Origin of the sequence: Achromobacter sp. JD417 (genome assembly GCF_041879325.1) — a bacterium.
GTDB lineage: Bacteria > Pseudomonadota > Gammaproteobacteria > Burkholderiales > Burkholderiaceae_B > Achromobacter > Achromobacter mucicolens.
Genome location: NZ_CP087159.1, coordinates 2,871,258 through 2,892,874, shown reverse-complemented (window position 1 = coordinate 2,892,874; position 21,617 = coordinate 2,871,258). Strand labels below are relative to the sequence as shown.

The following is a 21,617-nucleotide window of genomic DNA, read 5'->3' as shown; positions in this document are numbered from 1 at the left end:
TCCTCACTTCTCCGGCACCACCGACGCCGGCGCGGCGCGCGACGCCGGGGAAACCGGCGGCGCTTCGCCCTTGGGCGCCGGATGGATCTTATCGCCATTGACGGCGGGCTCGCGACCCAACGCGCGACTCATCGCGTAGTGATCGCTCAACATCGGCAAGGTGCGCGTCGCAAAGTCGCGCACCTGCGCGTCCTCCGACTCCTTGGCGGCTGTTTCGAAAAGGCGATTGGCTGTCGCGTGCGCGTCCACGGCAGCCTTCTTGATATACACCTGGTCAAACTCGGCGCCAGTCTTTTCCCGCAATTCATGCAGCGTCGCGCGATCGGGCTCGGCCGGCTGATCGGGCAGCGAGATGTTCTTGGCGGCCGCCAACACTTGGATCTCCTTGTTCACCGCCGTGTGCTGTTCAAGCATCTTGGCCGCAAACGCGCGCACCTGTGCGTCCTTGGCGCGTTTGCCTGCCAGCTCGGCGGCCTGCACTTCGAAAATGCCCGAACCCGAGGCAGCCTGCAGGAAGCGGGCGTCCGAGGCGTCCAGTTCCGCGGCGTGCGATAGCGAGCCCGCGCCGGCGAGCACAACCGCAGCGGCAAGCGCGGCAAATGACGTTTTAGTGAAGGGCTTCATGTTCCTGTCTCCGTGCGTGGCTGGGCGGGGCTCAATTGGCGGTGGTCGGTGCTTCCACCCGGCGCGGCGGATCCAGCGGATCAAAATCCTCCCACTTGCCGTCCTGCCATCGGCCATTGGCCCGTTCGATGTCGGTGCCGCCTGCGGCCCGCAAGATCTGGCGGGCTTGCTGCTCGCGCCCAAAGTCCACGTGCAGCGCCAGCATGACGCCGGCCTGGCGCACGGGCGGATGCGATTTCTCGGGCTCGCCGGGCGAGGTGCGAACCCGCTTCTTGCGGCCGATCACCCACATGGCGCCCGCCAACGCACCGATGTAGGCGCCCACCCCGGCGGCGGCAATCGTGATGAAGATCGAGGCGGCCAGTTGCGCGGCAATCAGCCCCGCCACCAACGCAAAAACCAGCCCCAGCAACGACGCGCCGGCCACCGCGCCAAAATGCCCGCCTTTGGCATCGGGGTCCGCGATCCGATCGCCCCCCAGCGGGAAGCGCCCATGCTCGCCGGCGATGCTGACGTAAAAAGTGTGGATGTCATCCTCGGTATAGCCCTCGGCGAACAACTTCTGGGCGGCCAGCGTGGCTTCGTCGAAGGTCTGGAACCGTGCAGCGACAATCAAGGACATGACAATCTCCCGGGGAAAAAATTTTCAACCAAGGAGCAACTTCCATACCTGCGCTTCCTGAAACGCCCTGCCCCTAGCGACGTCGGCATGGCGCTTGCTGCCTGCCACGCACCCATTGCTGCGCGCACCGCCTGTTCCGATCCCGCGCGCGCCCTTATCCGGAGAATTCTCATGCCCCGTATTCCCGACACCGATATCAACCTTGACGAAAGCGGCCGTCCCGATCTGGGTCCCAGCGACTCTTCGGATTCGGCTAGCGACCTGCCGCGCGACCTCAGGCATACCGATAGCGACTCCCAGGCCACGGGCGAACGCGAGAGCGTCGAGCCGGACTTTCAGGACGACGACGGCGCGGATGTGGCGACCGACCGCGTCACCGACGCGGACGAAGCCGGCCTCTCGCACGATGCGCCCGATCCGGTCCGCAACGGTGGCTGAGGCCATCCCGAACCGGCCCCGGCGCGGCACTCCCTGAGGAACGACGATGGAAATATCCCGTACTGAGGAATTGCTTGCCGGGTCCGAACCCGACGAGGGCCTGACGGCGCCCGAGCCTGCCCGCGGCGAAGCGCGGCGGTGCCTGTCCGTGCTGGATTGGATGGCGCTGATCGCCGTCGTGGCCGGTGGTTTGAACAGCGGCTTGATCGCCGCCGTCAATCTGGATGTGATCGAGAAAATTTTTCCGCATACGGCGGCGGCGCGCACCGTCTACGGCGTGATCGGCCTCGCGGCGTTGTATTGCGTCGTGATGCTCTTTCGTCTGGCTGACGAATTGGGCGAATCGGCCCGCTAACAACAAGCCGTTTCGCCCGCCTTTCGCATTAATTGCCGTCAGGCCGCTTGCCCGGATACTGCCCGCCCTCTTCAAACTCCGGCCCCTTGCGGTTCGGCGTTTTATCCGAATGCCGCTTGTAAGGCTGATCGTTCTCGGTCGGCTTATCCGCGCCAAACTGACCGCTCTGGTTCGCCGCCTCCGTATCGTCCTTGGGGGTGTTGGCCTTGGACTTGGCGGGCTGCTGATCGTCTGGGTTCGTCATGAATCATCTCCTTGATACGCGCCATCCGCGAATGGCCTCGCCCCTCCTGCGCAAGTGGCATGCCTGGAAAAGCTGGGCACGTTACTTGCTCTAGGGGTAGTCGGGTCCGCCAACTACCGGATCACTTACCCAAGGAGTCAGTCATGAATCTGTCCAAAACGATTTGCCCCGCTTTTGCCCTGTGCTTTTCCGTCCTGGCTTTCCAGGCCTCCGCGCAAACGGGCACGACCGGCGTTCGCACGAACGATCAGATCGACAACCAATACAAAATGGACAAAAAGCAATGCGACGGCATGAAGGGCAATGCCAAGGACGTCTGCCAGAAGCAGGCCGAAGCCACGCGCGACAAGGCCAAGGCCGACGCCAAGGCCGCGAAGGAGAAGGCCGAAGCCTCCCACGACGCGGCCAAGACGCGCAACGATGCCGACTACAAGGTCGGCAAGGAAAAGTGCGATGCCATGTCCGGCAACGCCAAGGACGCCTGCATGGCTGACCTGAAGACCCGCTTCAACAAGTAAGCGGCGTCAGGCGGATTCCCGGGACGGCCCGCCCGTCCGGGAATTCTCGCCGGGCAGCACGTAGCCTGCTGCCGCGTATTCCTCAAGACGGTTGTAGAGCGTCTTGGGACTGATCCCCAACACTGCGGCCGCCTGTTTCTTGACCCCATTGCATCGCTCAAGGGTGGCCAGAATCAGACGACGATCGGCTTCGGCCAAGGTCTCGCCAACCGGCACGCTGACCTGCCCGCCGGCCGACTCGCCCGCTGGCGATACCTGCGGCACAAGCATATCCAGATCCAGCACATCCCCATCGGCCATGATGAACGCGCGCCGCACGAAGTTCTTCAACTCGCGGACGTTGCCTGGCCATTCGTACTGCGCGAGCGCGGCCGCCGCCTCGGGCGAAAAATCCTTGTTCTTGCCGGATTCTTCGTTGAGCGCCTGCAGAAAGCGCTGCGCCAGAAATAGGATGTCGCTGCCGCGGTCGCGTAGCGCCGGCAGCTCGATGGGAAAAACGCTCAACCGGTAATACAGGTCTTCACGCAGTTTGCCCTCTTGCACGGCCTGCTCCGGATTCCGGTTGGTCGCTGCAACCACGCGAATGTCGCAGGCAATTTCACGGTTGGTGCCCACGCGCATGAATTGGCCGGTTTCCAGCACGCGGAGCAGCTTGACCTGCAGGTCAAGCGGCATTTCGGTGACTTCGTCCAGGAACAACGTGCCGCCGTCGGCGCGCTCGAAGTACCCCTTGTGCTGGCGGTCCGCGCCGGTGAAACTGCCACGCTCGTGCCCGAACATTTCACTTTCGATCAGGTTGGGCGAGATCGCGCCGCAATTGACCGCGATGAACGGCCGCTGCCGGCGTAGGCTGAGTTCGTGGATGGCGTGAGCGGCCAGCTCCTTGCCGGTGCCGCTTTCGCCGATCAGCAAGGTGGTGACCGTGGTGGGCGCCACGCGCCCGATTTGGCGATACAGCGTCTGCATGCGTTCGGACTTGCCATACAGCTTGCCGAAGCGGCCCGGTTCTTCAAACGGGGTGCCGGGCATTTCGCCGCCCGAATTGGTCATGATCCGCTTCAGGATCTCTTCGAGGCGCTCCATGCAGATGGGCTTGACCAGGTAGTCGGTCGCACCCAGGCGCAGGGCCTGCACGGCGTTGTCGACAGTGCCGTGGCCGGTCATCACCACCACTTCTGCGCTGTGCACGGCAACGTTCTTGAAGATGTCCATGCCGCTGCCGCCCGGCAGCCGGACGTCCGTCAACACCAGGTCGGGCGCTTGACGTTCGAGCTGGATGAGGGCGTCCTTGACGCTGGCCGCCAGGGCCACCGAAAACCCGCTTTCTCGGCCGATTTCGGCCAGTGTTTCCCGTATTGCATCGTCGTCGTCGACGATAAGCAGGTGAGGCATGCTATCTCCGTATCCCTTCCATAACCGTCAGAATAGTCACTATGAGGTCGGCCGGCGCAAATATCTGCCAGTTTCCAACAACGTTTTCCAATACTTGCAACTCGTCGCAATCAGACAGCAGACCGCCCTCTACGATGCGATTATTGCAGGCCCGCTTTCGGGACTAGGAATCAGCATGGCCAGTCGAAATACCGCTCCGCGCACCACCGCGCCTTCCCCCACTTCCGTTTTTGCGGACACCAGCGGCATGTCGCCGCAAATGCGAAAGCTGGGAAACCAGATCGCACTTGCCGCAGCTACCGATGCAAGCGTGTTCATTATCGGCGAAAGTGGGGCTGGCAAGGAAATCGTTGCGCGCGCCATCCACGAGGCGAGCGATCGCCGCGATCAGCCCTTCGTCGCCGTCAATTGCGGCGCGATCAGCGGATCGCTGGCGCACGCCGAGTTGTTCGGCCATGAGAAAGGCAGCTTCACGGGCGCTGTGTCGCAAAATGCCGGGTACTTCGAGTACGCAAGCGGCGGCACGCTGTTCCTGGATGAAGTGACGGAAATGCCGCCGGACATGCAGGTGCATTTCCTGCGCGTGCTGGAAGTGGGCACGTATCAGCGCGTGGGCGGCACGGACCTGCTGCGCGCCAATGTGCGCGTCATCTGCGCCAGCAACCGGGACCCGGCCGCCTCCGTGGCGGATGGCCGCCTGCGCCAGGACTTCCTGCACCGTCTGCTGGTGATTCCGCTGCGCGTGCCGCCGCTGCGCGAGCGCGGTGACGACGCCCTGCTGCTGGCGCATCAATTCCTGGACACGCTCAATGCGCAGCACGGCACGCAAAAGACGTTTTCGCCGGCCATGCTAGAGGCGATCAAGGCGCACGACTGGCCGGGTAACGTGCGCGAACTGCGCAACGTGGTCCAGCGCGCGTACATCATGGCCGATACCCAGCTGGACGCCGACTTGGCGACGCGCAACCGCGGGCCCAACCAGGCACAGGTTCGCGACGGATCGCTGAACTTTCCGGTGGGCATGCCGCTGGGCCGCGCCCAACGCGAATTCATCCTCGCCACGCTGGCCCACCATGCGGGCGACAAACGCCTGGCCGCCGAGACGCTTGGGGTCAGTCTGAAGACCCTCTACAACCGGCTGGATGTCTATGAAAAGGACGAGCCCGAAAAGGCTGCCTGAGCAGTTCTTACCACCGGGTTTGTAATACTGGCTCAGCATGCCGCGTTCACGGGGCGCCTTCGCCCCGTGAACGGGGTTGGCACGATCTTTGCATATAGAAGGAGAATGAGCCGCCTTCCGGCGGCTGCCCCTTCAGGAGACTCGATTGGGCCACCCCATGCAAGAACTTCGCCTGCGCCAGCAAATGACGCTCGCGCCGCGTCTGCAACAGTCCGTCAAGCTGCTTCAGATGTCGGCGCTTGAATTCACGACCGCCGTGCAGCATGCACTGGCTTCAAACCCTTTTCTCGAAGATCCCGACGATTCGGAGCCCGAGTCGGCGGCCCCAGCCGCGCCTGGCGTGCGCGTCGAGACGGCGGACATGGAAGGACAGCCCGCCCCGGAACCCGTTGCGGCCTCAGACAGCCCTGACGGTGACGAGCCCCCGCCCGACGCGCCCGCCTATTCCGGCGACTACCCCACCCACACGTCCTCGGGCGGCGACAGCGATCTGGGCCAATGGGCCTGCGCCAACGTGTCGATGCGCGATCGCCTGTCCTTCGAACTGGGCAACTATCACCTGCAGCCGCGTGATCGCCTGCTGGCGGAGTTCATCATCGACGCGCTGGACGACGATGGCTACCTGCGCACCCCGCTGTCCGCGCTTTGCACCGCCGCGGACGAGGACATCAGCCCGCTTCCGGAGGAATCCGAATGGATGGCGGCGCTGCGCCTGGTGCAGCAGCTGGACGCCCCCGGCATTGCCGCGCGCGACTTGCGCGAGTGCCTGATCCTGCAACTTGCCGCGCTGCCGGACGAAGACGATGACACGCGCGCACTGGCCCAGAAAATCGTCCAGGAACATCTGGAGCGGCTGGGCAAGAACGATTACGTCGGCCTGCGCCGCGCGCTGGGATGTGGCGATGACGCCCTGCGAGACGCCTGCGCGCTGATCCGCCGGCTGGACCCCAAGCCCGGCGGCCGCTACAGCGGAGACACGCCGGTGTACGTGGTGCCGGATGTCTTTGTGGACAAATGGCAGGGACGCTGGCGCGTGCTGCCCAATCGCAGCGCCATGCCGCGCGCGCGCTTGCACAGCGCCTATGCAGATCTCTTTCGCCGCGCCCGCCTGGACGACCGCAGCCCCATGGCGCAGGAACTCCAGGAAGCGCGTTGGCTGGTGCGCAATGTCGAACAGCGCTACACCACGATCCAGCGCGTGGCCGAGGCCATCGTGAAGCGCCAGCAGATGTTCTTCGAATATGGCGAAGTGGCGCTGCGCCCGCTCATGCTGCGCGAAGTGGCGGACGACCTGAACATGCACGAGTCCACCGTCTCGCGCGCGACCGTGAGCAAGTACATGACCACGCCCCGCGGGGTTTTCGAGTTCCGCCACTTCTTCTCGCGTGAACTGGCCACGGAGTCGGGCGGATCGTGTTCCGCAGCCGCAGTGCGTGCGCTCATCAAGGAAATGGTGGACGCCGAAGATCCGGCAATGCCCCTGTCCGACGTGGCGCTGACGCAGCAGCTGGCTTCCAACGGCATCCTGCTGGCCCGCCGCACCGTGTCGAAGTACCGCGGCCAACTGCGCGTGCCGCCCGCCGAGCTGCGCCGCCAGCACTGATCAGCCCTGCGGCCATAAAAAAAGGCTTCCTTGCGGAAGCCTTTTTGTTGGGCTGCTTACTTGCTGCCGCCCGTGTTCGGATATCCCGGGGGAGGCGTAGCGCCAGCGGCCGGGGTCTTCGGCACGTTGTCATTGGCCTCGCGCTTGCGATTGGGCATTTCCGACCCATGCTTGTCCGACTTCATGTGACCGCTCTTGTCCAGGTTCGGCGGCGTCGTGCCCGTATTGGGCGCGGCGTTCGGGGCGGGGGGAATCTGGCCCGGGGGCACCTTGGTATTGGGCGGCACGGCAGCCCCGTCGTTCGGCGTCGTGGACGGCGAAGTCGGGGGGGTGCTGCGGCCCGTCGTCTGGGCATAGGCACCGCCAGCGGTGGCAACGCCGGCAATCAAAGCAAACGCGCAGGTCATGGCACGGTATTTCATAGCGTAGCTCCTTCCTTGGTTGAAATGCACCGACCTAGTCGCAAGCCCCGTGCCTGACCCCCTGCCCGCCTTCTCGCCTACTGGTAGTCCTCCATGCGGGGCATTTTTTACCTGTGTTTGAACACTTGACCCTCAGCGTGCCCGTTGCGGCCCCGCGCTCTCTTCCAGCATCCGCTGCACGCGCTCGCCCAGCGCATCCAGCGAGAACGGCTTGACGATGAGTTCCATGCCTTCTTCCAGGAACCCGCCCGCGCTGGCCGCGCTTTCGGCGTATCCCGTCATGAGCAGAACCCGCAGGCCGGGATGCGCGACGCGCGCGGCGTCGGCCAATTGGCGGCCGTTCAAATTGGGCAGGCCCACGTCGGTCACCAGCAGGCTCAGGTTGCGCGTGGCGGTCACCAGTTCAAGGCCGGCCTCGCCATCGCCGGCCGTCAGCACATGCAGCCCCATGTCCACGAGCGACTCCCGCACCATTTCCCGCACGTTCATATCGTCTTCCACGACGATAACGAAGGCCTGGCCCGCCGACGCCGCCTTCGCGCCCGTCGCCCGCGGCGTTTCGGCCGCCATCTCCGGCACGCCCTGATGACGCGGCAGATAGAGGCGAACCGACGTGCCGACGCCTTCGGCGCTTTCCAGCACGGCACTGCCGCCCGCCTGCTTGGCAAAACCGTAAGTCATCGACAGACCCAGACCCGTGCCCTCGCCGAGCGGCTTGGTCGTGAAGAACGGATCGAAGGCGTGCGCCAGCACGTCGGGCGACATGCCGCATCCCACGTCCGACACCGTGACCTCGACGAACGCGCCGGGATTTACACCCGGGTTCTGGCGCAGCGACGCGGCGTCCAGGTGTGTGTTCGCCGCGGCAATGGTCAAGACGCCGCCGTTCGGCATCGAGTCGCAAGCGTTGATCACCAGGTTGAGCATTGCGTTCTCGAACTGGTTCCGGTCGCAGTTGACTGGCCACAGACCCGGCTCCAGATCGAAGACCAGGTTCACTCGCTCGCCGGTGTAGCGATGAAACAGGTCCGTCATGGAATGCAGCGTGGCTTCCACGCTGAACGGCTTGGGGTCGATCGGCTGGCGCCGCGAGAAAGTCAGCAGCCGCTGCGTCAGATGCGCGGCCCGGTTCGCCGAATCCATGGCCACGGTGATGAAGCGCTGCGCCTGTTCCGGCACGCCGGCCGTCAGCTTGCGCTGCACCAGATACAGCGCGCCCGTGATCCCTTGGAGCATGTTGTTGAAATCGTGCGCGATACCGCCCGTCAAGCGCCCCACCGCTTCCATCTTCTGCGCCTGGCGCAGCGCATTCTCGGTGTCGGCCAGGGCTTCGGCCTGCGCCTTCAGGTCCGAATCGTCGCGCCCGGCCACATACAGGCTGTCCTCGGACCACGACATGCTCCATGTGATCCAGCTGTAGCCCCCTTCGCGCCGCAAGACCCGGTTTTCCACGTGCCGGGCGGGTTGCGCGCCGTTCGCCTTGGCCTGAGGCGACCAGGCGGCGCGGGTCGCCTCCAGGTCATCGGGGTGGATCAGCTCTGACAGTCCCATCGACAGGAACTGGTCGGGGTTCCAGCCCAGGATGGTTTGCACCGCCGGATTCACGCTGGCAAACCTGCCGCGGCCATCGATGACCGCAAGCAGTTCGGGCGACATCCGCCAGATGCGGTCCCGCTCGGCGATGGCGTGCTCGACTCGCTGCTCCAGCATGCGCGCATACTGCGACCGCTCGACGGCATCGCACATCCGTTCGGCCACTTCCTCGATGAAGGCCAGATCCGCGGGCTTGAGCCGGCTGCTGGACAAGGGGCGGACCACCATCGCGCCGCCCTGCCGCGCCCAGCGGCGCATCGGCACCACGATGGCCGAAGGGCGGACGTCGCCGCCCTCTTGCGCCACGAGCGGCTGCAGGTAGGTTGTACGCCCGTTGCGCACCGCCTCGAAAAAGTCGTCGCCCAATTGTTCTGTCGCCAGCGGCTCCTGGCGCGCCACGTACACGTCGGACTGCCAGGACGTGGACACGACGGGCGCCGCGCCGTCGCCGGCCCAATCCAGAACTGCCACCAGGCCCAGCGACAGGTGCTGCCCCAGCCCCGCGCAGGCGGTCTCCTCGATCGCGGCCTGCAGGTGCAGTTCTCGCATGCGGTCGCCCAGCGCCAACAGGAAATTCTTGCGATGCTGGCCTTCCCACAGCTCGGTCTCGGCGGCCTTGCGCGCGGAGACGTCCAGGAAAAGCGCCATGATCCGGTCGGGCCCTTCCTTGCGCGCCCGCGCTTCGTACCACGCATCGTTGGGCGCGGGAACGGCAAATTCAAACTGGGTCGGCTCGCCTGTTTCCACGACCTGGGCGAACGTATCCAGGATCTGGCTGGGTACGCCCGGAATCATCTCACGCAGCGTGTGACCCAGCGTGTCGCCCTCCCGCATGCCGCTCTGGCGTTCGAAGGCCGGGTTCACTTCAAGAAAACGGAAGTCGGCAATGCGGCCATCCTCGCCGCGCAAGGCCTCGGCCAGGAAGAATGCCTCCTGCATGCCCTCGAACATGGCGCGCCAGCGGTCGCCGCTGCGGCGCAAGGCCACGTCGAGCAGATGCCGTTCGATGGCCAGGGCGGCGCTACGCGTGACAAGCGCAATGGCGTCGATGTCGTGTGCCGACGGCAGGCGGCTTTCATCGTAATAGTTGGAGAACACGCCCAGCAGCCGCCCGTCCGGCGCCTTGATCGGGGTCGACCAACAGGCACGCAGGCCGTGCGCCGCCGCGACGTCGCGCCATGCGGCCCAGCGAGGATCCCGGGAAATGTCTTCCACGTAGACCGGGCAGCCCGAATGCGCCGCAGCGCCCCAGGGGCCGGCCTCGGGCTCGATCATGATCCCGCTTACCGCAGCGTTGAATTCATCCGGCAGGCTGGGCGCGGCGCCATGCTCGAGCCTGCCCCCCTTGTCGTCCACCAGCGCGATGGACGCGCGAAGTTTCACGCTCGATTGGGCCTCGATGGCGTGAAGCACATGTTCTAGCACCTGCTGGAGCGGCACGCCGGCAGCGATTCGCTCCAGCATGATGCGTTCGTCTTCAAGACGAGCTAGCGTGTCGGTCCATGGCAGGGACACGCGGTCTTGCTTGGTCAGCATGTTTCCCCCTATCGCAATACGGAATGTACGCGATAGGGACACGCCTGGGGCAACCCTGCGTAACGCGAGGCTACCCTTCCTGGAAAAAAGGGGCGGTCAGGCGGGCCCCGCCACCCCTGCCGCCGGGTCACGGCGACCCGTGCGCCAGGCAAGGCCCGCGCTGATCGTCAGTGCGGCCGCCAGCAGACCGCCGGCCATCGCCGCCACGCCGTGCCAGCCGCCAACCGTCCAGAATTGGCCGCCCAGCGCGCCCAGGACGCTGGACCCCACGTAATAGACCAGCAGGTACAACGAGGCGGCCAGCGCCTTGAAGCCTCGTGCCATCTGACCCACCCAGCCGCTTGCGACGGCATGGGCGGCAAAAAAGCCGAACGTGAAGACCACGATGCCCGCGACCAGCACAGGCAGCGAATCCGAGAGCGTCAGCACCAGGCCAGCCAGCGCAAGCCCCGACGCGGCGGACAGCATCGCGCCGCGCCCATGACGGTCGGCCAGGCGGCCGAACCACGTGGATGCGAAGATGCCCACCAGGTAGACGACGAAGATGAAGCCGATGAAGGTCTGGCTAAGCGAGAACGGCGGGAGCAATAGCCGGAAGCCAACATAGTTGTAGACGGCCACGAAAGCGCCCATCAGCAGCCCGCCCATGGCGAACAGTGCGCACAGCGGCCCATTCTTCAAGTGCGCGCCGGCGCCGGCCCGCACGTCCGACCAGACGCCTGCCCACCCTTGGCCGCGCCGCGGCGTGAAGCGGCGCGAGGCCGGCAGGAGCCACAGGAACAGCACGGCCGCCACGATGCCCAGCAGTCCCAGCGTTCCCATCGCTGCGCGCCACCCGAAGTGATCGGACACCAGGCCGGTGATCACCCGTCCTGACAGCCCGCCAAACGCGCTGCCGCTGATGTACAGCCCCATCGCAAAGCCCAGCGTGCCCGGTTCGACCTCCTCGGCCAGATAGGCCATGGCCACGGCGGGCACCCCGCCCATCGCCACCCCTTGCAAGGCGCGCAGGGCCAGCAGGCTTTGCCAGTCCGGCGCGACCGCCGCAATGGTGCCAAGAATGGCGGACGCGAACAGCGACCACGCCATGACGCGCTTGCGCGGCAGCGCGGCCGAAAACAGGCCGACAAAGAAAATGGCGATGGCCAGCAAGCCCGTGCACAGCGACAGCACCAGGCTGCTCTGCGCGGGCGAAACATGGAAAGCCTGGGTGAACAGCGGCATCAGCGGCTGCACGCAATACAACAGCGAAAACGTGGAAAAGCCGGCGGCGAAGAGCGCCCATTGGGCGCGGCGCAGACCCGGCGTGCCGCGCGCCAGATACGCCGGCGCCGAAACGCCGGAGTCTGTTGCGTGACTTGCAGAAGGGGTAGACATCAGGATTCTCGAAAAACACCCGGGCAGGAGCCCATGGAGAACAAGGTAGACATTTCCCCTGCATATGTCCAATATATGAAACCGCTCCTGTCTATATCTAAAACCGATGGAACTGCGTCACTTGCGGTATTTCACCGCCGTCGCCGAGGAACTGCACTTCACGCGCGCGGCCGCCCGCCTGGGCATCGGCCAGCCCCCGCTCAGCCAGCAGATCCAGCAATTGGAGCGCGAGATCGGCACGCCGCTCTTTCTGCGCCTGCCCCGCGGCATCGCGCTGACCGAAGCCGGCGTGCAATTTTTGGACGACGCCCGCGCCATCCTGGCCAGCGCCGACCGCGCCGTCGATATGGCCAGGCGGCTGGGGCGCGGCGAACGCGGCGCCATCACGGTCGGCTTTACCGCGTCGGCCGTCTTTCATCCCTACCTGCCCCGGGCCATCCGCGCGTTTCGCGACCGCTATCCGGATGTGCGCATCACGCTCACCGAAAGCAATACCGTCACGCTGCTGCGGGGCCTGCGCGCGGGCGACGTGGACGTGGCCTTCGTCCGCCCGCCCTACGTGCTGGACGCCGAATTCGAATCGGAGCGGGTGCTCGATGAGCCCATGCTGATCGCCCTGCCGCCGGACCATGCGCTCAGCAGGAAGCGCGCGGTCCCGATCGCCGCGCTGGCCGAGGAGGACTTCGTGCTTTATCCGCGGCCCATCGGCGCGGGCCTGTACGACGCCATCCAGTCCGCCTGCCAGCGCGCCGGCTTTGCCCCGCGCGTCATCCAGGAAGCGCCGCAGATGGCGTCGATCGTGAGCCTGGTGGCGGCTGGCGTGGGTATCTCCATCGTCCCCGCCGCGATGCGGCACATGGGCGCCCAGGGCATCGAGTACCGTCCCATCAAGGGCGATGCACCTCATGCGCTGCTGGATATGGCCTACCGGCGCCATGACCGCTCGGTGGCCGCCGAAAACGCCGTCGGCATGCTGCGCCGGCTGGCGCATCCCGAGCGGGAATGAAACCCGGCCCCGGGGGATTGCCGTATCGGCCTGTCGCGTTTGTCATTTTCTGTAAACCCGCGGCGCGGGGCTGGGACTAGACTCTCGCGCTTGCGGGCGATGCGTCCCCTGGAATCCGCGATGCCGGCCGCGCCCAACTTTTCAAAGGTGACCCCGTGAGACGTACCCTTCTGGCCCTGGTCTTTGCAACGATTCCCGGCTTCGCCGCTGCCGCCGCGCTGCCCTCCGCCATCGGCTCGGTGACCGTCTATCAGGACCGTGCGGTCGTCACCCGCGCCGCCAGCAGCGACCTGGCCGCCGGCGAACACGAACTGATCCTGGACAACCTGCCGGCCTCGCTGCAGGAAAACTCGCTGCAGGTATCCGCCAAGAGCACCGGCCAGGCGACCCTGCTGGACGTCAAGGTCAGCGACGTCTACCAGACCGACACCGCCAACGAACGCGTGCGGTCCATCGAAGCGCAGCTCGACAAATTAACTGCCCGGCAAGCCGCGCTCGACGACGAAGCCGCGGTGCTCGACAACCAGCGCGAACTCATTCTGATGATGCAGCGCGGCGCCACGGAACCGGCCAAGGACGGGGCCCGAATCACCGTGGATGAGCTCAAGGCGATCCAGACGCTCAGCGCCGAGTCGCTGGCCACGACGCTGGCGGGCCTGCGCCGCGTCGCCGAACAGAAGACCGCGCTGGAGCGCGAGATGACGGCGCTGCAAACCCAGCTTGGCCAGGTCCGCGGCGAGGCGGGCCGGCGCACCAAAAAGGTCGCCTTGCGCGTTGGCATGGCGCGCGCCGGCAAGCTGGACCTCGCGCTGTCGTATGCCGTGGCGGGCGCGCGCTGGACGCCCGCCTATGATGCGCGGCTGCGTCCGGCCGATCGTCAGGTGGACCTTGGCTACTTCGGTGTCATCCGACAGAACACCGGCGAAGACTGGAACAACGTGAAGCTGACGCTGTCCACGGCCCGGCCGTCGCTGGGCGGCGGCGCGCCCACGCTGCGCCCGTGGATCATCGACGTGGCCGCCCCTCCCCCGCCCCCGCCCCCGCCGCCCCGTCCCGCCGCCGCGCCGGCCCCTGCTGCCGTCCAGGCCGAGATGCACGCCAAGCGCGCGCCGCGCGCCCGCGAGATGGAAGACAGCGCCATGTTGCCCGAGCCGCAACCCGAGGCCATCGAGCTGTCCACGGCTCAGGTCCAGAATGCGGCAACCAGCGCGTCGTTCCAGATCCAGAACCCGGCAACGCTGCTGTCGGACAACACCACCCAGCGCGTTGCCATCGCCACCGCCAAGCTGCCGGCCACCTTGCAATACCAATCGACGCCCGCGATGCGCGAAACCGTCTACCTGACCGCGCAGGCCAGCAACAACACCGACTTTCCGTTCCTGGCGGGTCCGCTCAATACCTTCCTGGACGATGCCTTTGTCGCCACGGGCGCCATGAAAGCGGTCATGCCCGGCGAAAAGCTGGAACTGGCGCTGGGCGCGGACGAGGGCATCTCCATCAAGCGCCAGCTGGTCAACCGCTACACCGAGAGCACCGGCTTTTCGGGCAGCGGCAAGCGTGTCACCTACGAGTACAAGATCACCGTCAAGAACAACAAGTCGACCAAGGAACAGGTGACCTTCAAGGATCACCTGCCCATCTCGCGCAACGAGAAAATCGTGGTCAAGCTGCTGTCGCCCGCCGACCGCGACATCAAGCGCGAAGAGGACGGCAAGCTGGTGTGGGACTGGGAGCTCGAGCCGGGCAAGTCGCGCGAGACGACGTTGAAGTTCTCGGTGGACTACCCGGGTGATATCGACGTGTCCGGCCTTTGACGCGCTAGCGCATCTGGAAGGCTTCCTGGTGGAACAGTTGCCGCACCGGCATGCCCCGCCGGTGCAAGCCGTCTTTCAGCGCGTCGGCAAAGCCCGTGGGACCGCAGAACCAGACACTTGGCCAGGGCGTCCCTTCCTGTCTGGCCTGCGCCAGCTCGGCAGCCGTCAAGGGCCGGTGCTCGTCGCTGTAGCGCACGTCCAATTTCACGCTTGGAACGCGCGCGCACAACTGGCGCAACCGGTCGGCGAAAGGCGCATCGGCCGCATTGCGGGCGCAGTAGTACAACGTGGCATCGGGCGCGTCCGCGGGCCGCATCTGCAAGGCCTCAAGCCATGAAATAAAGGGCGTCACGCCGATGCCCGCGCCCACCCAGATCTGCCGGCGGCCCTCGTCCCGGCGAAAGTCGAAACAGCCGTATGGCCCTTCAATGGTCACCGCCTGCCCAGCCGCCAGGCTCTTCTGCAGGCGCCGCGTGTAATCGCCAAGCGCCTTGATCGAAAACTGCACCCTGCCCGAGCCATCGTCGGCGCCCGACACCGTGAAGGGGTGCGCGCCTTCCTTGCGATCCGCGGTCAGGAAGGCGAACTGGCCGGCGCGGTGATGCCAATCGCCCTGGACACGACAGGTCACGCGCAGGATGTCATCCGACAGATGCTGCACCTCCAGCACGGTGCCCTTGTAGCGCCGCGCCCGCCCGATGCGGCCCGTCAGCGCCATGACCGCGCAGACCGATCCCACCGCGGTCGCAAGGCCAACCAGCCACCCCGCCGGCTGCGACCACCACGCGGCGGGCGTGAGCACGACGCCATGAAACGCCGCCACCAGGAAGATCACGGCGGCAATGCGATGGACCTGGCGCCACACGTGGTACGGGAACCGGCGCCACAGCGTCAACAGCACCATCGCCACCAGGATCCAGACGGCGTATTCGCCCAGATCCTTGGCCGATCCCCGGAACATGTCCAGCATGGCCGCGGCGCGGGGCGTCTTGGGAACCGGATCGAAGATGGCCAGCAGCAGCGGCTTGGCGAGTTTGATGAGGTAGTGCGCCGCAGCCAGCGCGGTGGCCAGGATGCCGCACCACTTGTGCAGCCGGTACATCTTGTCCAGGCCATCCAGCCGCTTTTCCAGCCAGACCGGCCTGACCGACAGCAGCATGATGAGCGCCATCAGCACATAAGCCGCCAGACCTGTCAGCAAAATCAGTTGGTCGCGCCACGTCCATACGTTGAAGGCGGCGGGCGGCTGCAGCCGCAAGGCAAGCGCCCAGGCCAGGACGCTGACGGCGAGGATCGTGAAAAGGATTCGGCGCATTGGCATCGCTCCCAGTAAATCGGCGGCCGTGACGAACCGAGACAGGCCGCAGACATAATGGTAGTTTCGCCCAACGCCGCTATTTCGCGTACCTGAGCCGTCCTTTGACGGGAATCAAGCCCATCCCGGCAAAAAATGCCGCGCCGCCCGCGCTTAATGCGCGCGGCAATACTCGATGAATTCGTCCGCGGACAACGGCATCGAAATCCCATAGCCCTGCGCCAGGTCGCATCCCAGTTCGCGAAGCAACTGCACGTCGCGCTCCTGCTCCACCCCTTCGGCAACCACGCGCCGCCCCAGCACCCGCCCCATTTCGATCGCCGCCGCCACGACGGCACGCGAGGCAGGCTCGCGGTGCATGTGGACGATGAAGTCCCGGTCGATCTTCAGTTCGTTGAACGGCATGGCCGAGAACAGGCGCATGGAGGCGATGCCCGCGCCAAAGTCGTCCATGGCCAGCTCGAAGCCGCGCACGCGCAACAGGTTCAGCGTGGACGACAGCGCCAGCCAGTCGGTCACGGGCTCGTCTTCGGTAAGTTCGACCTTGATCAGACGGGCCGGCAGCCCCGCCTGCCCCACCTTCTGCTCCAGCAAGCCGGGCAGGTCGCGCGAGCACAGCGTGGAGGCCGACGCGTTGATCGCGATCGGCACCGCGACATCCGCGTCCTGCAGCCGGCGCAACACCTCCAGCACGCGGTCGGTGACGCGGCTGAACAACATGCGGTCCATGCCCAGCCGATGCGCCGCAGGCACGAAGTCCGCCGCCGAGATCGCGCCCAGCTTCGGATCCACCCAGCGCGACAACGCTTCGGCCGCCACCACATGCCCGGTCGACAGGCTGATCTGGGGTTGCAGCACCACGCTCATGTTGGTGCCCGACAGCAGCGCCTGGCTCAGCGCCGCCTCCATCACCTCGCGCCGTACGGACTTGGGTTTGTCCGGCGAGGCCGACTCGTCGTCGATGCTGCGCAGCGCGTTCTTGATGGCCTGCTGCATCGCCACGCGCGACACGGGCTTTGAGAGCGCCTGCGCGGAGGGGCAGCCGGCCTGCAGCGCCAGCCGCACATGCGACTGGAGCAATTCGTCGCTCAGGCTGCTGATCCAGATGATCGGCGGCATGCTCTTCAAGCGGCCGGCGTCCACCAGCCGCCGCAGGTCGTTGGGAAGGCGCGTGCCGTCGCCCTCGCCCATCACGATGTCGCTGATGAGCACGTCATGGTATTGACGCGTGATCGCGCCCACCGCCTCGATGCTGCTTCCCAAGCCCGCCACGCGGCGGTACCCCAATGCCAGCAACATGTTCTGCAGATAGGCACGTTCGACGGGATGGTCTTCTACAAGAAGAATCCGTCGGGACGATCCGGCATCGGGTTTTGGCATTGCTGACCGTCCTGAACTGTGCCTACGGAAAGAAGCCATGCGCGGCCCCCGCCTGCGCCTGCCGCTGGCCGACAGCGCCGGCCTGCTGAGAGCGTGCATCAATGCTAAAACATCCGCGCGAAAAGTGTCCTTATCGATAACGGGTTAATTCAGTTCGCCGCCGATAGACGTAGCCGCCGGATTATCCGCCGTCCGGCTCCATACATTGGGGCCTGTCCCCGCAAGCGGGCGTGGCGATGCCACCCATCCGCCTCCACCGTCCGCGGGTGCGATAATGGCGGACTTTCCCGCATCTACGGCACGGAGCTTTCCCTTGACCCGCATTGACGACCCCCTGCACGACCGCGAGGTCGGCGCCGCCGACGCCACCCAGGACAACACCCGCACCGACGACACCCGCATCAGCGCGGTGCGCCCGCTGATCTCGCCTGCGCTACTGCAGGACGAACTGCCGGTGTCGCCCAGCATCCAGAACCTCGTCGAGCAAAGCCGCGCCGAGATCGCGGATGTGCTGCACGGCCGGGACGACCGGCTGGTGCTGGTCGTGGGCCCATGTTCCATCCACGATCACGCGCAGGCCATGGAGTACGCGCGCAAGCTGCGCGCCGCCGCCGACGAGCACAAGAAGGATCTGCTGATCGTCATGCGGGTGTATTTCGAAAAGCCCCGCACCACCGTCGGCTGGAAGGGCTACATCAACGACCCGCGCCTGGACGGCAGCTTCCGCATCAATGAAGGCCTGCGCCGCGCCCGCGAGCTGCTGCTGGACATCGGCGGCCTGGGTCTGCCGATTGCCACCGAATTCCTGGACCTGCTCAGCCCGCAGTACATCGCCGACCTGATCGCGTGGGGCGCCATCGGCGCGCGCACGACCGAAAGCCCCAGCCATCGCCAGCTCAGCTCCGGCCTGAGCTGCCCGCTGGGCTTCAAGAACGGCACCGATGGCGGCGTGCAGATCGCAGCCGACGCCATGGTCGCGGCCAGCGCCAAGCATGCGTTCATGGGCATGACCAAGATGGGCATGGCCGCCATCTTCGAAACCCGCGGCAATCAGGACACCCACGTGATCCTGCGCGGCGGCAAGCAAGGCCCCAACTACGATGCCGCCAGCGTGGACGCGTGTTGCGCTGCCCTGCGCAAGGCCGGCCAGCGCGAACAGGTCATGATCGACTGTTCGCACGCCAACTCCAACAAGTCGCACGTGCGCCAGATCGACGTGGCCAACGACATCGTCGCCCAGGTCGCCCAGGGCGACAGCCGCATCACCGGCGTCATGATCGAAAGCCACCTCGAGGAAGGCCGCCAGGACCTCAAGCCCGGCGAGTCGCTGCGTCACGGGGTCTCCATTACCGACGCATGCCTGGGCTGGACGCAGACCGAGCCCGTGCTGGCAGCGCTGGCGCTGGCCGTGCGCCAACGCCGCGAAAAGCTGGCCGCCCGCGGCTGATCCTGTTGCCGGGCAGCGGCCGGCAGCCGCTGTTACAGCACACTCCTGAAACAATTGGTATCATGCGGGGCTTCGGGGTCTCTCGACCCCTCCCCGCTTCCCTTCGCTCAGGTATGGATCGTTCTCGCCTTGTCGCGGCCGCGCCGGCCGCATCGCCCCCCGTGCGCCACAGCATTTTCATCTACACCGAAGAACAACGCGGCAACCAGATGGTTGAGTCGCGCATCCTCGGCATGATGTCCGACGTTTCCGGATCGGAAAAACTCATCGTCGTGCAGGATCCGTTTCACGGCTTCAAGTACGTCTACCGGATCGACCACGAAAGCAACAATCTCGATGCGGCCGCCATCACCGAAATCGACGAATCGCTGTTCAACGGCAAATCCTCGATCGAGATCAACGCCATGTCCTACCGCCTGGGGACGGCCGAGAACGCGGTGAAGCTGTTGCGGGGCAAGACGCGATGGATCCAGGACAAGGGTTCGGTGCTGTCGGTGCTGCTGCAAAATGCTGCTGCGCGCAAGACGCGCTTTGCACCGGGCCGGATCGAACGCGATCGGATGCGCAAAGTGCCCGATGGCGTGCCGGTCGAATTACTCCCTTAGTCGGCCAGGACGGTATCCGCGCTGTTTTTCTTATCCACAGAATTTGTGGATAAGAAAAACGCAAACGCACGGCTGATGGCCTTTCGGGCGATGCGCACCGGGCTGCGCAATTTTTGACCAGTCCCTTTTTGCCCACGGTCTGGATCGCATCCTTGATCCATGACGCGCCGCCGCAACGGCGGGGATGATATTCTGCGCGCAAGCACGCGGGATACGCACACCGTCATCCCCTGATTTCCGCGCGCACGCGGCCCCCTATCGATTTCATAGCATGACGAGAACATCCCTGTTCGCCCAAGGAGCGCGCAAGCGCGCCGCGCCGTGACGATCATCGTCGTCGACGACCACGGAGATTGGCGCGATTCCATCGCCGAGTACATCCAAGACCTGGGCCTGGACAAAGCCATCCTCACCGCGGGCTCGCTGGCCGAGCTGGACAGCCTGCTGCTTACCGTCACCCCCGCCATCCTCGTGCTGGACGCCATGCTGCCGGACGGCGACGGGCTGGCGCGCGTATCGCACCTGCGCACCACGTATCCGTCGATGGGCATCATCATGCTCACCGGGCGGCTCTTGAGCGAAGACAAGGTATCGGGCCTGAGCCTGGGCGCCGACCACTACCTGACCAAGCCCGTGAACCTGGCCGAGCTGGGGGCCACCCTGGTGGCGCTGTCGCGGCGCCTGCGCGTCGTGCCGGCCGCCGATACCGAGGACGCGCAGTCGGACGCCTGGCGTTTTGACCCGGCGCGCCGCACGTTGACCACGCCCAGCCAGATCAGCGTCGACATCACCGACACCGAAAGCCGGCTGATCGGCGCGCTGATCCAGGCCGCGCCGCTACCGCTGACGCGCGCGCGCCTCGTCGAAGCGCTGGGCGCAAGCGTCGAGGCCTACGACACGCATCGGCTGGATGCCCACATGCACCGGCTGCGGCGCAAGCTGCGCGCGCTGGCCGGCGGCGACTTGGGCATACGCACCGTCTATGGCGTGGGCTATGTCTGCACCACGCCCGTCACCATCGTGGGCAGCCTGCCCAAATCCTGAGACCGCCATGACCGCCCCGCTCCGCCCCCGCCGTTCCGTTCTCTACATGCCTGGCGCCAACGCGCGCGCGCTCGACAAGGCGCGCACGCTCGACGCGGACGCGCTGATCCTGGACCTGGAAGACGCGGTGGCGCCCGATGCCAAGGCGCAGGCCCGGACACAGGTTGCCGCCGCGCTCCGGGAAGGCGGCTACGGCCGGCGCGAATGCATCGTGCGCGTCAACGCACTGGATACGCCCTGGGGCCTGGACGACGTGCGCGCCATTGCGCAGGCCGGCGCCGATGCCGTGCTGCTGCCCAAGGTCGAGAGTCCGGCCCAGTTGGCGGCGCTGGCGCTGGCGCTGGACGCGGCAGGCGCGCCCGCCGACCTGCCGCTGTGGGCCATGGCCGAAACGCCGCTTGGCTTTCTGCGTATGGATGCCATTGCGGGCGGTCACGCGCGGCTGGCCGCCATCGTCGTCGGCACATCGGATCTGGTCAAGGACCTGCACGCGCGTCACACGCCTTCGCGCGACGAGACGCTGCTGGCGCGCTCGCTTGCCGTCATGGCCGCCCGCGCGCACGGCCTGGCCGTGCTGGACGGCGTGCACCTGGACCTGAACGACGACGCCGGGCTGCAAGACGCATGCCGGCAAGGCCGCGATCAAGGCTTTGACGGCAAGACGCTGATCCATCCGCGGCAAATCGCCGCCGCGAACGCGGCCTTCGCGCCGACGCCCGAGGAACTGGACACCGCACGCCGGCGCCTCGAGGCATGGACCGCGGCGCAGGCCGAGGGCAAGGGCGTCGCGGTCGTGGACGGCGCATTGGTCGAGAACCTGCACGCGCAAGAGGCCGAGCGCGTGCTGGCGCTGGCGCAGGCGATCGGCGCGGCTTAAGGGCAAGACGCGGCGGGAGGCGCCCGTCTGAGGCTGCCCGCCCGGAGCTGCCCGCCCGGAGCTTCCCGCCCGGAGCTGTCCGCCCGAGTACAATCCCCCCTCGCGTTCGGAGTTGGGTTGCTTCCGTTCCGTTCATGCTTCGCGCCGGCGCGCATGTTGCGCGCGCCCTCCCGCCCCGCTTTCCGCCCTTTGCACCGCGCCGCTGGCCGGCGCCTTGCCGCGCGC

The 21,617-nt window shown here is 66.2% G+C and carries 20 protein-coding genes; 11 read left to right on the top strand and 9 right to left on the bottom strand.

All coding sequences use genetic code 11. The features are described from left to right. Nucleotides 1-3: 3 nt before the first annotated feature. Complete coding sequence (locus LN047_RS13340) at nucleotides 4-624, bottom strand: DUF4142 domain-containing protein (protein ID WP_373981984.1); 621 nt, start codon at nucleotides 622-624, stop codon at nucleotides 4-6. Between the two features lie 31 nt (nucleotides 625-655). Continuing rightward, nucleotides 656-1,246, bottom strand: coding sequence for a hypothetical protein (locus tag LN047_RS13335; RefSeq protein WP_373981983.1), 591 nt, complete (start codon nucleotides 1,244-1,246; stop codon nucleotides 656-658). Between the two features lie 171 nt (nucleotides 1,247-1,417). Here LN047_RS13335 and LN047_RS13330 point away from each other — a divergent pair, with 171 nt between their 5' ends. Further along, the gene (locus tag LN047_RS13330; RefSeq protein ID WP_062839533.1) at nucleotides 1,418-1,684 is read left to right on the top strand and encodes a hypothetical protein; all 267 of its coding nucleotides are present in this window, start codon (nucleotides 1,418-1,420) and stop codon (nucleotides 1,682-1,684) included. Between the two features lie 46 nt (nucleotides 1,685-1,730). Then, nucleotides 1,731-2,039: a DUF378 domain-containing protein gene (locus LN047_RS13325; protein WP_373981982.1), complete on the top strand. Its 309-nt coding sequence runs from the start codon at nucleotides 1,731-1,733 to the stop codon at nucleotides 2,037-2,039. 28 nt (nucleotides 2,040-2,067) lie between these two features. Here the strand turns inward: LN047_RS13325 and LN047_RS13320 are convergent, their stop codons facing one another. Then, nucleotides 2,068-2,283: a hypothetical protein gene (locus LN047_RS13320; protein ID WP_373981981.1), complete on the bottom strand. Its 216-nt coding sequence runs from the start codon at nucleotides 2,281-2,283 to the stop codon at nucleotides 2,068-2,070. 143 nt (nucleotides 2,284-2,426) lie between these two features. Here LN047_RS13320 and LN047_RS13315 point away from each other — a divergent pair, with 143 nt between their 5' ends. Further along, nucleotides 2,427-2,801, top strand: coding sequence for a hypothetical protein (locus LN047_RS13315; protein WP_056317667.1), 375 nt, complete (start codon nucleotides 2,427-2,429; stop codon nucleotides 2,799-2,801). Nucleotides 2,802-2,807: 6 nt separating this feature from the next. Here LN047_RS13315 and LN047_RS13310 read toward each other — a convergent pair whose 3' ends face one another. Next, entirely contained in the window at nucleotides 2,808-4,193 is a 1,386-nt protein-coding gene (locus tag LN047_RS13310; protein ID WP_373981980.1) for a sigma-54-dependent transcriptional regulator, read from the bottom strand. 259 nt (nucleotides 4,194-4,452) lie between these two features. On the opposite strand from LN047_RS13310, the gene LN047_RS13305 reads away from it, so the two are divergent. Beyond that, a complete protein-coding gene (locus tag LN047_RS13305) occupies nucleotides 4,453-5,373 on the top strand; it encodes a sigma-54 interaction domain-containing protein (protein WP_373982131.1) in 921 nt (306 codons plus the stop codon). Between the two features lie 157 nt (nucleotides 5,374-5,530). Next, on the top strand, nucleotides 5,531-6,976 hold the full coding sequence (locus LN047_RS13300; protein WP_373981979.1) for an RNA polymerase factor sigma-54: 1,446 nt from the start codon (nucleotides 5,531-5,533) through the stop codon (nucleotides 6,974-6,976). Between the two features lie 56 nt (nucleotides 6,977-7,032). On the opposite strand, the gene LN047_RS13295 is transcribed toward LN047_RS13300, so the two are convergent. The 3 genes from LN047_RS13295 to LN047_RS13285 form a co-directional block, all read right to left on the bottom strand. Then, on the bottom strand, nucleotides 7,033-7,398 hold the full coding sequence (locus LN047_RS13295) for a hypothetical protein (RefSeq protein ID WP_152384401.1): 366 nt from the start codon (nucleotides 7,396-7,398) through the stop codon (nucleotides 7,033-7,035). A 132-nt stretch (nucleotides 7,399-7,530) separates the two neighbouring features. Then, entirely contained in the window at nucleotides 7,531-10,527 is a 2,997-nt protein-coding gene (locus LN047_RS13290; protein ID WP_373981978.1) for a GAF domain-containing protein, read from the bottom strand. Between the two features lie 96 nt (nucleotides 10,528-10,623). Then, the gene (locus tag LN047_RS13285) at nucleotides 10,624-11,904 is read right to left on the bottom strand and encodes an MFS transporter (RefSeq protein WP_373981977.1); all 1,281 of its coding nucleotides are present in this window, start codon (nucleotides 11,902-11,904) and stop codon (nucleotides 10,624-10,626) included. A gap of 106 nt (nucleotides 11,905-12,010) precedes the next feature. Between LN047_RS13285 and LN047_RS13280 the strand changes: the two genes are divergently transcribed. Then, nucleotides 12,011-12,910: a LysR family transcriptional regulator gene (locus tag LN047_RS13280; protein ID WP_373981976.1), complete on the top strand. Its 900-nt coding sequence runs from the start codon at nucleotides 12,011-12,013 to the stop codon at nucleotides 12,908-12,910. A 155-nt stretch (nucleotides 12,911-13,065) separates the two neighbouring features. Continuing rightward, nucleotides 13,066-14,724 carry a mucoidy inhibitor MuiA family protein gene (locus tag LN047_RS13275; RefSeq protein WP_373981975.1) on the top strand — a complete coding sequence of 553 codons (1,659 nt, stop codon included), beginning with the start codon at nucleotides 13,066-13,068 and terminating at the stop codon, nucleotides 14,722-14,724. 4 nt (nucleotides 14,725-14,728) lie between these two features. Here the strand turns inward: LN047_RS13275 and LN047_RS13270 are convergent, their stop codons facing one another. Both LN047_RS13270 and LN047_RS13265 read right to left on the bottom strand, forming a co-directional pair. After that, on the bottom strand, nucleotides 14,729-16,039 hold the full coding sequence (locus LN047_RS13270; protein WP_373981974.1) for a ferric reductase-like transmembrane domain-containing protein: 1,311 nt from the start codon (nucleotides 16,037-16,039) through the stop codon (nucleotides 14,729-14,731). Nucleotides 16,040-16,192: 153 nt separating this feature from the next. Next, nucleotides 16,193-17,419: an EAL domain-containing protein gene (locus LN047_RS13265; RefSeq protein ID WP_373981973.1), complete on the bottom strand. Its 1,227-nt coding sequence runs from the start codon at nucleotides 17,417-17,419 to the stop codon at nucleotides 16,193-16,195. Nucleotides 17,420-17,732: 313 nt separating this feature from the next. Between LN047_RS13265 and LN047_RS13260 the strand changes: the two genes are divergently transcribed. From LN047_RS13260 to LN047_RS13245, 4 genes are all read left to right on the top strand, one after another. Further along, nucleotides 17,733-18,866 (top strand): 3-deoxy-7-phosphoheptulonate synthase, encoded by a 1,134-nt coding sequence (locus LN047_RS13260; protein ID WP_373981972.1) that lies wholly within the window; start codon nucleotides 17,733-17,735, stop codon nucleotides 18,864-18,866. Nucleotides 18,867-18,979: 113 nt separating this feature from the next. Beyond that, a complete protein-coding gene (locus LN047_RS13255; RefSeq protein ID WP_056317637.1) occupies nucleotides 18,980-19,471 on the top strand; it encodes a hypothetical protein in 492 nt (163 codons plus the stop codon). 321 nt (nucleotides 19,472-19,792) lie between these two features. Next, nucleotides 19,793-20,515: a response regulator transcription factor gene (locus LN047_RS13250; protein WP_056317634.1), complete on the top strand. Its 723-nt coding sequence runs from the start codon at nucleotides 19,793-19,795 to the stop codon at nucleotides 20,513-20,515. 7 nt (nucleotides 20,516-20,522) lie between these two features. After that, on the top strand, nucleotides 20,523-21,392 hold the full coding sequence (locus LN047_RS13245) for a CoA ester lyase (protein WP_373981971.1): 870 nt from the start codon (nucleotides 20,523-20,525) through the stop codon (nucleotides 21,390-21,392). The last annotated feature ends 225 nt before the right edge of the window (nucleotides 21,393-21,617 follow it).